Source organism: Candidatus Pseudoscillospira sp. SGI.172, assembly GCF_050313575.1.
Classification (GTDB): Bacteria; Bacillota; Clostridia; order Oscillospirales; family Oscillospiraceae; genus Vermiculatibacterium.
The window spans coordinates 42,306-55,138 of record NZ_JBNPLQ010000002.1 but is presented as its reverse complement, the minus strand read 5'-3'; the positions used below and the strand labels follow the sequence as shown (position 1 = coordinate 55,138).

Genomic DNA, 12,833 nt, shown 5'->3' with positions numbered 1-12,833 from the left:
CCGATGAAGACGCTGGGAAGGATCGTGACGACCCTGACCCGCTACATCGGCGTGGTCATCATCCTGTTTTCCGCTGCGGCCATGGCCGTTCCCTCCGTCTTTGCCTGGGCCACCAAGTATACCTCCTGGTTTTTGGGCGCCGCCATGTTCGGCATGGGCCTGACCATCAAGGCCGAGGATTTTAAAGTGGTATTCACCCGGCCCAAGGAGATCATCATCGGCTGTATCTCCCAGTACAGCATCATGCCTCTGGCGGCGTGGGCGCTGTCCGTGCTGCTGGGTCTCCCGACGGACCTGGCCGTGGGCGTGATCCTGGTGGGATGCTGCCCCGGCGGCACCGCCAGCAACGTTATCACCTACATTGCCGGAGGAGACGTGACCCTCTCTGTGGGCATGACCATCGTGTCCACCCTGCTGGCTCCCCTGATGACACCCCTGCTGACCTATGCCCTGGTGGGTGCCTGGGTGGACGTCTCCCTGGTGGCAATGATCATCTCTGTGACAAAGGTGATCCTGGTGCCGGTGCTTCTGGGCCTAGTGATCCACCGAATTCTGGGCGCCACCATGGAGAAGATCTCCTCTCTGGTGCCCCTGATCTCCGTGGCAGCCATCGTGATGATCATTGCGGGCATCGTGGCCAACAATGTGGAGAAAATCCTCACCTGCGGCCTGCTGGTTTTGGGCGTTGTCGTGCTACACAACCTGCTGGGCACGGGCCTCGGCCTGCTGGCGTCGAAGCTGTTCCGCGTGGAATACGACAAGGCCACGGCCATCGCCATCGAGGTAGGTATGCAGAACAGCGGCCTGGCGGTGTCCCTGGCGGCGGCGAATTTCGCGGCCAATCCCCTGGCGACCCTGCCCGGCGCGATTTTCAGCGTCTGGCATAACATTTCCGGCTCGATTTTTGCAAGCATCAGAAGGGCAGGAGCACAGCATCAGAAGTAAAAGCAATCGACAGGGCAGGAACCCTCGGAACCATCCGGGGCTCCTGCTCTGTCGTTTTGTGCCGGCGAATAGTACTGAACTGCGAATATTTATGGAGAAATGCTTCGGACGTGTGTGATTTGCAGAGGAGGTTCAGAGGTATGAAGATCGTATTTTTTCCTTAAAGTGCGAGGACGGGGCAGCTGCTGGCAGAGGGCTACACCGGTTTTAACGATAACCATCTGGCCGGGGCTTACCCCGGTCGAATTTATTGCCAAAGGAAAGCAATAAAATTCGGCAAGTGGCTGAGCCAAAATTTGCGATGCTGAAATGACAGAACAAGCCCGTGGACACGGGGGGAATGCAGCGAGCAACGATTTACACCCTGTTTGGCCCTGCGGGCGGGTGTGGGCCCCCGGCAGAGGGGGGCATCTGTTACACCCCCGACTGCGTTTGGAACGCAGAGAGCGATTTGTGAGGAAGAATGCTCTGTTAAAGGGATTGCCCTGAAGAGGGCAAAATATTCTCCACCATCAGATGGAGTACCCCCTCTCCATCTGATGGTGGAGAATCGTATCAACAAGACGAAATATATCAAGCTAAAGGACTTCTGTGTCCGCGGTTCAATAGAAGAAGCCTTTTGGGCGCAGCAGCTTCACGAATTCGTACACGCCCAGCTGCTCGTATGCAAGAGCGAATGCGGCCTCCCGGCGCAGCTTGCTGTTCACGGTCACGCAGTCCAGGTCAATCACCACATTGCAGAAACCATCGACTGTAATGACCGGGAGCGGGAAGTAATCTATACGGTGTGTGCCATCTGTCGCCTTGCGGTAATACCCACTGCAATAAGCAAGCTGGGGTTCGAATATACGGTCAAACTTCGCCTCCTCCAGCTCAGCAGGCACGATGCAGTCGCTGCGGAATAGACGCACCATCTCCCGGGTGGTCAGCACCACGTCCACGTCCCGGTCGCCGCAGGCGTCCTTCATAGTGGGTAGCTCGCTCTCCGCCCTCTTGGCAGAGCAGGGCATGATGGACACCACAAACAGCTTGTGGGGGTCGATGCCCTTCTTCTCCGCGAAGCAGCTCTTTGCCACGGCGCCGAACATCTGCTGGGGGGACTTGGCGGTGGACAGGTTCTCCGTATAATTGGGCAACTCCGTCTTCAAAAACCGCACCCAGCCGGGACAGCAGGAGGTGAACATGGGCCAGCGGTACTTCCCACGGTGGGTGAACCGCTCAATGAACTCACTGCCCTCCTCCATGATGGTCAGGTCCGCGGTGAAATTGGTGTCAAACACATAATCGAAGCCCAGCCGCTTCAGGGCTGCCACCAGCTTGCCCACCGGCACCTGCTTGTCCTTGTTCACCACACCGAACACCTCTGCCCAGGCCACTCGCACAGCGGGGGCCACCTGGACCACGGTGGTGATCTCCGGGTCCGCCAGTGCCCTCAGGACCTTTGATACACTTGCTGGCCTCCCGGACGATGGGAACACTCAGGTCCACCCGGGACCGCTCTGGCTGCACATCGTAGGGCTGGTAATGGACGTTCAGGTTGTGGGACAGGCGCTGTAGCTCGCAATAGCCGCTGCGGACGCAGGTAGTACAGTTAGAGTTGTGCTGGGACAAAATCAGCCGCAGGTTGGTCTTCCGGGCCTGCCGGACCCGGGTGGGAATTGGTCTGGACCACCATGCCCTCCAGCGCCTCGGTGTTGCAGGCGGGGACCAGGCGGTGGATACCCTCCACCTCCACCACGCACATGCGGCAGGCGGCGATCTCGTTGATCTCCTTCAGGAAGCACAGGTGCGGAATAGGGATACCGGCCTTTTCGGCGGCTTCCAGGATAGTGGTGCCCGCCGCCGCGGACAATTCCCGGTCATTGATTTTGAAGTTTACCATTTCTCCACACGTCCTCCCTTGAAGTTTCCGTAGCCAAAGTGATCGCACCTCAGGCAGCGGGCGGACTCCTGAACAGCCTCTTCATCCGTCATGCCACACCCAATGCACGGGAAGTCGCACTTACGCTCACCGGCGTCGCGCTCACCGGAATTCACGCGGCCATGGGGCTGGGTCCACAGGGCCGTCACATGGCCGTTCTCGTCCGCCTCGATCTTCAGAGGAGCCTAAAGGGTCAGGACCTCGCCCTCAGCGATGGCGCCCTCCACTTCCTCCTGCTGGGCTGTCATGTCCTCCTGACGGCGGCGGTAGACGCAGGTGACCTTGGCGGCCCCCAGACGGATGGCGCTGTGGGGCACATCCATGGCCACGTTGCCGCCGATCACCGCCGCGTTCTGTCCGGTAAAATCGGGCATTTTCTCGTCGCCGATGCGGCGCAGCATCTCCACGACGGAGATGACGCCCTCACTGTCCTCACCCTCGATGCCGGTCTTTTTATCGGTATGGGCACCGATGGAGATGTACAGGCAGTCGTGCTCCTTCCGCAGCTGGTCGAAGGTGACATCCTGGCCCACCTTGACCCCGGTATGTACCTCAATGCCCAGGGACAGGATGGAGTTGATCTCCGCATCCAGCTTCTCCCGGGGGAAGCGGTAGCTGGGGATGCCGTAGCGCATCATGCCACCCAGCTTGGTCTGCTTCTCATAGACCGTGACCTTGTGGCCCATAAAGGCCAGGAAATAGGCGGCGGAGAGGCCGCCGGGGCCGCCGCGATGATGGCAACGGGCTTGCCGGTGGCGGGCGCTTTCTTGGGCTGGGGCACATTACCCGCATGGTCCACGGCGTAGCGCTTGAGTCCACGGATATTCAGGGCGTCGTCCACCATATTCCGGCGGCAGCGGGCCTCGCAGGGCACCGGGTTCTTCAGGCTGCCCAGGCAGCGGTGATGGAGGATGTGCTCCTCATAGTCATCCCGGAAGCCCCGCAGGCCCATCAGCACCAGATTGGCGGCGTCGATGCCGATGGCGCAGTCCGCCGTATCCACGATGACCTGGTGGTGGCCGCGATCCGGTCCAGAATCTTCAGCTCCGGCTCGCCCTCCAGCACCTCGCGAATCATGTTGGAAAGCTGGGTCAGGCCGATGCGGCAGGGCACGCACTTGCCGCAGGTCTGGGCCTGGCACAGGTTCAGGAAATTCAGCGCCATATCCACGGGGCACAGGCCCGGAGGACTGGCGGCGATCCGCCGCTCCATGTTCCGGTACAGCTGCTCCACAACGGCTTGGGCAGCGCCCGGCATCTTTACTTCCAATCTGCTCATGTCTGTTGTCCCTCCTTCTGGTCAGTACCGTAAAATTCGGCACTCAGAACCATATTGGTGTTAAATATAACGTAACAATTACGTAAAATCAATGCGATTTCTAAAAATTTTTTAGTGCTGATAATAATTTATTTATTAGCAAATTATTTTAGGTCCTTTGTGAATGTGAGCAGATTAGTGTTAAAGGGCATTTGCATCATCCACATCTATTTCCGTTTAAGGTTTTTGTCCCAATGTGCTTATTGATCCGATTTGTTACAGAAACTTAGCGCGAAACATTCATCTCCATACAGTTTATCAGGGCAGCTCCAAACGGAGCTGCCCTGATAAACTGTATGAACGGTAATTATGTGCTGGAAAAGCGGCATGTCTTTACATTTTCTGTACAGGAAACGATTCATCAAGAATGGGGATTTGGATTTCGGTAACGTACTGATTCTCATCCTTTTCTAGGAACTGATCAATAATATTGAAATTATAGCTGTTGGCAGATAGCGAGAGATGGTTATATTCCTTATGTAGCTCACGAACTTTCTGTTCAATTCCAGAATACTTCCCTTTCCAGCAATAGCTTAAAACCCAGTGCTCTGAAATATACCGTACTTTATCCAAGTCCTCTCCCCCAATTCCATACTCTGATTCCAGATAGGCTCCAAATGTTACTTCATATTGATCTGCCTTCGTGTCATATTGATAAAACGCTATCGTGGGATAGCTATAAAAGACCTCTTTATTGTATATCGATACTTCTTGACCAAGAGGAATGTATGCACAGCGTGGATGTTGCTTGATCTGAACTTCTCCAATCGATAGTTCTGCCAATTTCCTCTGGACAAACAATAATTTGCGTTGAATAATATCGTCCAATTTCAAAAATTCCTGGTAATTTTTCCTGATATCCTCTGATTTTTTTCGAAGGATTCGAGCATTAGACTCCACAGAGCTGTCATTTAGATAATCCCTGATTTGGTCGATAGAAAAACCTATTTTACGCAGATAGCAGATGAGGGCCAATCGGTAGATCTGATTAAATTTATACATCCGGTATCCATTGTTAGGATTCCTGTATTCTGGCTGGAAAATTCCCTCTTTGTCATAATAAAAAAGAGTCTGTTTATTGAGATTAAACATTTTGGCAAGTTCTCCTGTACAGAAACAGTTCTGAATATTATTTTTCATACGCAGCTCCCTTTTTTGAAAAAAGCACTTGACTATATAGTTAGTATATATTTTATGCTATAGATAATCAACCAGCAAATGATCTACAGAAAACAGAAAAGACATGGAGGGGTATCATGGAAAAAAAGAAATTGTTGATCAAAAACGCAAAGGCCATTGTAAGCTGCGATGAAAAGAATCATGTCTATCTAAACAGCGATATGCTGATTGAGGGAGAGAAGATTCTGGAGATCGGACACAACATTGTCTGTGAGGATGCCGAAGTTCTGGATGCTTCGGACAAGTTTGTTTATCCGGGCCTGGTAAACACGCATCATCATTTTTTCCAGACATTTGTGCGAAATCTGATCACAATTGACTACCCCAACATGCATGTGGTGGAATGGCTTGATAAAATCTATCAGATTTTTCAGAAAATTGACTCGGATGTCATCTATTATTCTTCGCTCACAGCTATGGCGGACCTTGTAAAGCACGGATGCACCACAGCGTTTGACCACCAGTACTGTTTCACAGTTCACACGAAAAAAGAACCCGTGGATCGTCAGATGGAAGCCGCTGCGCAAATCGGAATCCGTTATCATGCCGGAAGAGGTACCAATACGCTTCCGAGAAGTGAAGGCAGCACTATGCCAGATGATATGCTGGAAACGACCGAAGAGTTTATTGCAGACACAAGGCGCCTGATTGACAAATATCACTGCACAGATCCGTTTTCCATGAGGCAGATCGTAATTGCCCCTTGCCAGCCGGTTAATTGCTACAAGGATACTTTCATTGAATCCGTGAAGCTGGCCAAAGAAACTGGAGCTAGGTTACATACGCATCTGGGAGAGGGCGAGAATGAGATTATGATAAACCGCTGGGGAATCCGTACTGTCGATTGGCTAAAAGAAGTCGGATTCCTTGGAGAAAACACCTGGTTTGCGCATTGCTGGGAGCTGACAGATGAAGAGTATCGCATCCTTGGCGCACATGGCGCAGGAATCTCCCACTGTCCATCGCCTGCAATACTGGGCGGTTTCCCGATCCTTCCCATGAAATCTCTAAATGATTATGGCGTGACGTTGAGCATTGGCTGTGATGGATCCGCGACCAATGACGGCTCCAATCTTCTGGATTCCATCCGCACGGCATATTTGATGCAGTGCTATAACAGCAAGGCAAGAGGCGGCGGCATCTCGGCATATGAGATTTTGAAGCAGGCGACGGTGGGCGGCGCTAAAACGTTGGGAAGAAGCGACATCGGTTCGCTTGAACCCGGAAAGGCGGCAGACCTCTTCATGCTGGACACCGGTACACTGGAAATGGCCGGTGCATTGCATGACCCCTGCAATATCATCGGAAGAGTCGGGTTGACAGGCAATGTGGACCTCACCATGATCAATGGTAAGATCGTGTATCAGAACGGCAAACTCGTAAACGTTGATGAACGCAGACTGGCAGCGGAAGGCGAGGCTGTCTGTGAGCGTGTTTTAAGAAATACATGTGACGCATTTCATAATTTATTTTGACAGATTTAGAAAGGAGCAGACGCAATGATCTCGATTCAGGATTTTCTCGCTGCTCTCGGAGGAGTATTAAATGGTGTTACGCAGTCCGTCATGGCAATGACGTTCGGATTTGCAATGCTGCCGTCTGCCTTGGCATATCTGGTTGGCATTGTTGGATGCCTTGTTTTTAATTCCGCAGTTCCTATCTCATTTCAGGCAGAGACGATGGCTATGGCTGGGGCCATGGGAAAAACACGCAGGGAACGCCTTTCCATGGTAATTCTGGCCGGCCTTGGAATGACTGTGCTCGGTGCATTCGGCTTGCTCGAGAGCATTGTGGCTTTTGCGGGAGAGCATGTAACGTCTGCAATGATGGCAGGTGTCGGACTGATTTTGACCAAGCTTTCCATCGACATGGTGAGAAAGGATTACAAGCTCGGTGGAATTTCCATGGGTGTAGGTGTGATTACATACCTGGTTACGAAAAGCCTGGTATACACCAGCCTGTTCTCGGTTCTAGCGGCGTCCGTTGCCTATCGGTTTGTGCCGGACAAGGATGCAAAAACCATCGAAGTAGAGGACAAGTTTAAGTTTGAGATGCCTACGATCAGCCCGTCGATCATTCGGGGCACTCTGGGACTGATGTGCATTACGATTGGCGGAAACATTGCATTCGGGCAAGTCAGCGGAGCCATTTCCGGCGTGAGTGTCAATGTGGACCACATTTCTATTTACTCCGGTCTTGCAGATGCTTTTTCCGCTTTATTTGGCGGCTCACCGATCTCTGTTGTGATTTCTCCGGCGGCGGCAGCTCCCCATGCTAAATGGGCGGCCGTCATTATGATGGCAATTATGTTCGTAATCCTGCTTTCTAAACAGCTGCCGAAGGTCGTGAAGTACATCCCGTCATCAGCGGTATCCGGAACCCTGTTTATTCTGGGAGCTGTTATGACTCTTCCGGATAACCTACAGGCTGCTTATGCGAATGCAAGTGCAGGAACCGCTCTTTCGAGCAGTATCGCGCTGGCAGTTACCGCTTTTGTCGATCCGTTTTTTGGGCTCGTCGCAGGTATCCTGGTCAATCTGATTGCTGCTCCTTTAGGATTAGGTTAATGCTATGATACCCGGGCAAAACGGGCTTTTCATACTTGACCTGCTGCAAAGATTTTAAAAACAGCACTTTAATGAGAGCCCGGATGAAATAACCTTTTGATACTGTTTCATCCGGGCTCTCACATGAACTCATTTTTTCGCAGGTATTATTTATGCCATAGGGATGCTACATAAAAACATTCGTGGTAAACCATCAAAAAAAGCATTGACTGTCAGACAGATTATTAGTAAAATGGCAGTACAACTTCAAAAGCCAATATAAGCCCATGATTTGGATGGACGTTTCTACCAACTGCCATAAACAGTTGACTATTGGTTATTTGCTTTGGCATCTAACCAACTGGCAACTGCATGGCAGTTTTTTGTTTTCCCTATGCAGAAGCACCCAATCCAATCGGCGGCGCTTGCCTTGCCAGAGACAAGGTTCCGTTGGGATCTGGCAGTCTCAACGGACAATGGTATCTGCTGTTGTGCACCAAGCATCATTGAAATGGTGAAATCAGATTGGAGGAACACTCATGGCACGCTTGCTCATTAAAAATGCATCCAGCATTGTCACATGTGACCCCAGCGACACCGTTCATACGAACAGCAATTTGCTGGTGGAGAACGGTGTCATCACCTATATGGGAGCGGAAGTGCAGGAGGCTGATGAGGTCATTGATGCCACCGGTTGCATCGTATATCCCGGCCTCATCAACACACACCACCACCTGTATCAGACCTTCAGCCGAAATCTGCCCCAGGTGCAGAATATGGAGCTTTTCGACTGGCTAAGGACGCTGTATGAAATTTGGAAAAACCTAGACAGCAAGGTGATCTACCATAGCTCCGTGACCGGCATGGGCGAACTTATGAAAAACGGCTGCACCACCTGCTTCGACCATCATTACGTCTTTCCCCACGGGCAGGCCGGGAGCCTGCTGGACGCCCAGTTTGCCGCCGCGGATGACCTGGGCATCCGCATGTATGCTTCCCGGGGCAGCATGGACTTGAGCAAAAAGGACGGAGGGCTTCCCCCGGACAGCGTTGTGCAAACCATCGACGAGATCCTGCGGGACTGCCAAACGGCGGTTGAAAAGTACCATGACCCCTCCCGGTTCTCTATGAGGATGGTGGCTCTGGCTCCCTGCTCTCCCTTCAGCGTATCCGAGGAGCTGCTGCGGCAGTCTGCGATCCTGGCCCGGAATCTGGGCGTGCGGCTGCATACGCATCTGTGCGAGACGAAGGATGAGGAGCGGTTCGTTCGGGAACGCTGCGGTATGCGGCCTCTGGCTTACATGGAGTCTCTGGGCTGGATCGGTCCTGATGTCTGGTACGCCCACGGCATTCACTTCAACGATGACGAGCTTCGCCGTCTGGCGGACACCGGTACCGGCGTCGCCCACTGCCCGATCTCCAACATGAAGCTCAGCTCCGGCGTGTGCCGGGTGCCCGAGATGCTGGAGTTGGGAGTACCGCTGGGACTTGCAGTTGACGGAAGTGCCAGCAACGATGGCTCCAATATGCTGGAGGAGCTGCGTGTCGCCTATCTGCTCCACCGTCTCCATTCCAGCGATAAGGCACCCAGCGGCTACGATGTCCTGAAAATCGCAACCGTAGGCAGTGCGAAGATTTTGGGACGGGATGATATCGGTTCTTTGGAAGTCGGTAAAGCCGGTGACCTGTTCATGATCGATACCCGCCGCCTGGAAATGGTGGGCGCAGACCTCGACCCCAAGTCCCTCTTGGGGACCGTGGGCTGGAAGGGTCCTGTGGACTATACGGTCGTCAACGGCAAAGTCACGGTCCGACATGGAAAGCTGGTCAATATTGACGAAGAAAAGGCGGCCAGCGAGGCTGGTGCCCTTGTAAGGGAATATCTGTCCCGGTAACTGTTTTCGGTCAGAATATCTTCATTGGCCTACAGCGATATGTAAAAGAAAACTGCTTCCCACTACGGCACTCAAGGTATCAATTAACACACAATTCGACAGAAAATGTGCGGAGGTGATCCGCACATTTTCTTATTTCTTCTTCCAGCGGCAGGCTCTGAAGAACAGCGCGGATATCAGGGCACTATCCAGCACTTCACTCAGCCAAAAGCCACATCAGCAACAAGCACCTCTTGAACTGCCTGTTGAATTTTGCTTTCATCCTTTGCTGCCCTTTACAAGAAATGTTTGATATGTCATATCGATTCCCGTAGCACCGAGTGGCGCTGTGATAAGGATCGCCAGCACTGCCACCGATAAAACGATCTGCCCGCAGGGCAGTCCCATGGCAAGGGGGACAGAACCGATCGCTGCCTGCACCGTTGCTTTGGGCAGGTATGCGATCACGCAGAACAGTCGTTCTTTCGCGTTAAGCGGCGTGTGCAGAAGGCATATGCAGACGCCCAGTGCCCGGATCACCAGCGCCAAAGCAATCATCAAAATAGCAGCCAAACCGGCGTGCAGCGTATACCGGATATCCACCGCAGCGCCAACCATCACAAACAGGATGACCTCTGCCGCGAGCCACAGTTTTCCAAACTTCTCGGAAAGCCGCTTCGAAACGAACGCAACGCTCTTGATTTTGATGGCGCAGGCCATGCTGACAACGGCCAGCAAGCCGGATACAGAAACAATACCCTTCAGCCATGTTTCAATACTCATCAGCAAAAATGACATCCCCAGTACGATGATGACCTTCATACTGTTCCGGACACAGTGCTTGTGCGCATAAGCCGTTTCAAAAAAGGCACTTAGCCCGCAGCCTGCAATTGCGCCAATAACGATTCCCAAGACGATAGAAACCGGAATATTCAAAAAATCCGTAAGATTCGCGCTACCGCCTTGTGCCATACTGACAAAGGTGGAAAACAGTACGATCACAAAAATATCATCGCAGGAGGCTCCGGCCATGATCATCTGGGGAATGCTTTTGTCAGTTCCGTACTGTGTCTCCATAAGATGCACCATACGAGGGATGACAACAGCGGGAGAAACCGCGCCGAGTACGGCGCCCATAACAGCAGCCTCAACTCGCGTGATGCCAAGAATACAGGGGGCGAACAGGCAGAATGCCAGGATCTCAAAACTTGCGGGCACACAGGCCATCATGACCGCGGGACGTCCCACCTTTTTCAAATCTGCCAGATTCAGGGAAAGGCCCGCTTTTAATAAAATGATGATCAATGCCATTTGGCGCAGATCAGATGAGATCGATAAAATAGACGGATCGAGCCAGTTCAGCGCATAGGGGCCAAGCAGTATACCGGTAATGAGCATTCCGATGATGCGCGGCAGCTTGATCTTTTGGCAGATGGCTGCCATGGATAAGCCAACCAGAAATACGAGTGCAAGTGACGTTAACATGTTTTCCTCCTCGAAACAGGCGCAAAAAAAGCTGATGCCCCCCTGCGACCATTCAATCACAGAAGTCATCAGCTTGTTAGGCGGTTTAGGTTTCCCAAGGGAGAACTTCATTCCCTGCGATACAGTATATCATCTGAATTCTAAAATGCAAGGTGCTGCTTTTATAGTCTCAATTAACTTGAAGGGATTTTTATAGGCTGCTGAACCTGCTCAGAATCGCCGCGACCTGTGCCCGGGTAGCTGTTCCATGAGGGAGAAGGCAACCGTTGCTTCCTGAGAGGATCTGATTCTCAACCGCTCAGCTCATGGCCTCCTTCGCATAGGCAGAGACCTGTACCGCATCCAAAAAACCGGAGAGGCCTTGAAGAGACGTCGGCTCCCCGGCGAAACGCCAGAGAAGCGTGACCAACTGCTGCCGGGAAAGGGTGCCTGTGGGATCAGAACCGTCAGACACCCCGGCCCGGATCGTCCAGGCCCTGGCAGCACTGAATACACCGCTGCCAGACAGCTCCTCCCCTGCCATACGACCCAGCACCGTCCAAAGCTGCTGCCGGGTCATATCCCGGTAGGGCGAAAAAGTCGTGGCAGAAGTACCGGAGAATATCCCATTTTGATACACATACAGGAGAGAATCGTAGTACCACGCACCTTCCGGGATATCGGAAAAGGGCAGCGTTTCCGATCAAAACAGCTCCGTTGTCAGCGGCAGCATCTCAGGATACCAGCGCTTCTCCACTCTTTCGTAGAATTTTGTATCCGAGTTTACCGCAAAGGGGATCTCGGCATCTTCAAGAGTCTGCGCCACGAAGGAGGCGAATGACAGCTGTTCGTCCAGCGTATAGTCATTTCCGTCGTTGTAATTTCCCGGCATCCGGACGCCCACCCAGGTGGGAATACCCGTTTCCCTCTGCCATTGGAGCGCCTTGCCGACCTTGCTCTGTACCAACTGCCGTTCTGCCGGAGTGCCCGTGGTCCACAGCTTTTTCTCATTGGTCTTGGACGGGCCTGCCGCATAGAAATGCCATTCCGCCATCAGATATCTGTTGGTGTCAGATGGGATCTCCAAATCAGATAGATGGGCCGGATCGGACCGCAGGCGGGGGGAGATCGTCAGGATGCGGTCAGGATTGGATTGCCGGATCACGGACACCATCTGCTCATAAATATCATTCAGAAGATCAGGCTTGTCATTCAGTGCGTCTGTCACCTCAATGACAAGGTCGAAGGACAACCGATAGGACTTGTCCCGATAGCGTTCGGCTACGGTCTGCCACCAGTCGGCCACCCGGTCAATGTTTTTCTGCGTGGGCTGGTTTTTCATGTCATCCGCCTGATAGGCCAGCACTGGAATGACACCGCAGTTCAGGCAGTCATCGATCACCCGGTCCAGGACCGAAAAGAGCTGTTCGTCTGCATCATCCTCCACGCGAATACGTACATGAGAGATCCCCATATCCCGGAAATCCTCCACAATTTGCCGGTCATACGTCTCCATGCCCTGCCTGGTCTTGCACCAATCCACATCCATTCCCCGGCCCAGAAGGCTTCAATACGTCCAAGGGTCAA

At 52.8% G+C, this 12,833-nt stretch carries 10 protein-coding genes, 1 pseudogene and 2 riboswitches; of the genes and pseudogenes, 4 read left to right on the top strand and 7 right to left on the bottom strand.

Going from position 1 to position 12,833, the window contains the following annotated elements; genetic code table 11:
* Window positions 1–3: 3 nt before the first annotated feature.
* Window positions 4–945 carry a bile acid:sodium symporter family protein gene (locus ACQRD3_RS01520; RefSeq protein WP_427779382.1) on the top strand — a complete coding sequence of 314 codons (942 nt, stop codon included), beginning with the start codon at window positions 4–6 and terminating at the stop codon, window positions 943–945.
* A 602-nt stretch (window positions 946–1,547) separates the two neighbouring features.
* On the opposite strand, the gene ACQRD3_RS01515 is transcribed toward ACQRD3_RS01520, so the two are convergent.
* From ACQRD3_RS01515 to ACQRD3_RS01500, 4 genes and pseudogenes are all read right to left on the bottom strand, one after another.
* Window positions 1,548–2,423, bottom strand: coding sequence for a [Fe-Fe] hydrogenase large subunit C-terminal domain-containing protein (locus tag ACQRD3_RS01515; RefSeq protein WP_427779380.1), 876 nt, complete (start codon window positions 2,421–2,423; stop codon window positions 1,548–1,550).
* A gap of 113 nt (window positions 2,424–2,536) precedes the next feature.
* Window positions 2,537–2,827 (bottom strand): 2Fe-2S iron-sulfur cluster-binding protein, encoded by a 291-nt coding sequence (locus tag ACQRD3_RS01510; protein WP_427779378.1) that lies wholly within the window; start codon window positions 2,825–2,827, stop codon window positions 2,537–2,539.
* Window positions 2,821–4,144 (bottom strand): annotated as a pseudogene (locus tag ACQRD3_RS01505) (NADH-ubiquinone oxidoreductase-F iron-sulfur binding region domain-containing protein). The gene ACQRD3_RS01510 and the pseudogene ACQRD3_RS01505 overlap by 7 nt, the downstream one beginning before the upstream one ends.
* A gap of 372 nt (window positions 4,145–4,516) precedes the next feature.
* Window positions 4,517–5,323: a MerR family transcriptional regulator gene (locus ACQRD3_RS01500; RefSeq protein WP_427779376.1), complete on the bottom strand. Its 807-nt coding sequence runs from the start codon at window positions 5,321–5,323 to the stop codon at window positions 4,517–4,519.
* 116 nt (window positions 5,324–5,439) lie between these two features.
* Between ACQRD3_RS01500 and ACQRD3_RS01495 the strand changes: the two genes are divergently transcribed.
* The 3 genes from ACQRD3_RS01495 to ACQRD3_RS01485 all read left to right on the top strand — a co-directional run bounded on the left by ACQRD3_RS01495 (window position 5,440) and on the right by ACQRD3_RS01485 (window position 9,803).
* Window positions 5,440–6,837: an amidohydrolase gene (locus ACQRD3_RS01495; protein WP_427779374.1), complete on the top strand. Its 1,398-nt coding sequence runs from the start codon at window positions 5,440–5,442 to the stop codon at window positions 6,835–6,837.
* Between the two features lie 24 nt (window positions 6,838–6,861).
* Window positions 6,862–7,929: an NCS2 family permease gene (locus ACQRD3_RS01490; protein ID WP_427779372.1), complete on the top strand. Its 1,068-nt coding sequence runs from the start codon at window positions 6,862–6,864 to the stop codon at window positions 7,927–7,929.
* Window positions 7,930–8,163: 234 nt separating this feature from the next.
* A riboswitch (purine riboswitch) is annotated at window positions 8,164–8,261 on the top strand.
* 186 nt (window positions 8,262–8,447) lie between these two features.
* Complete coding sequence (locus ACQRD3_RS01485; protein ID WP_427779370.1) at window positions 8,448–9,803, top strand: 8-oxoguanine deaminase; 1,356 nt, start codon at window positions 8,448–8,450, stop codon at window positions 9,801–9,803.
* A gap of 258 nt (window positions 9,804–10,061) precedes the next feature.
* Here ACQRD3_RS01485 and ACQRD3_RS01480 read toward each other — a convergent pair whose 3' ends face one another.
* The 3 genes from ACQRD3_RS01480 to ACQRD3_RS01470 all read right to left on the bottom strand — a co-directional run bounded on the left by ACQRD3_RS01480 (window position 10,062) and on the right by ACQRD3_RS01470 (window position 12,795).
* Window positions 10,062–11,267, bottom strand: coding sequence for a cation:proton antiporter (locus tag ACQRD3_RS01480; protein ID WP_427779558.1), 1,206 nt, complete (start codon window positions 11,265–11,267; stop codon window positions 10,062–10,064).
* Window positions 11,268–11,319: 52 nt separating this feature from the next.
* Window positions 11,320–11,391: riboswitch (Fluoride riboswitch) on the bottom strand.
* Window positions 11,392–11,565: 174 nt separating this feature from the next.
* Window positions 11,566–11,925, bottom strand: coding sequence for an S-layer homology domain-containing protein (locus ACQRD3_RS01475; RefSeq protein ID WP_427779557.1), 360 nt, complete (start codon window positions 11,923–11,925; stop codon window positions 11,566–11,568).
* A 24-nt stretch (window positions 11,926–11,949) separates the two neighbouring features.
* Window positions 11,950–12,795, bottom strand: coding sequence for a glycoside hydrolase family 5 protein (locus ACQRD3_RS01470; RefSeq protein ID WP_427779368.1), 846 nt, complete (start codon window positions 12,793–12,795; stop codon window positions 11,950–11,952).
* Between the last annotated feature and the right edge of the window lie 38 nt (window positions 12,796–12,833).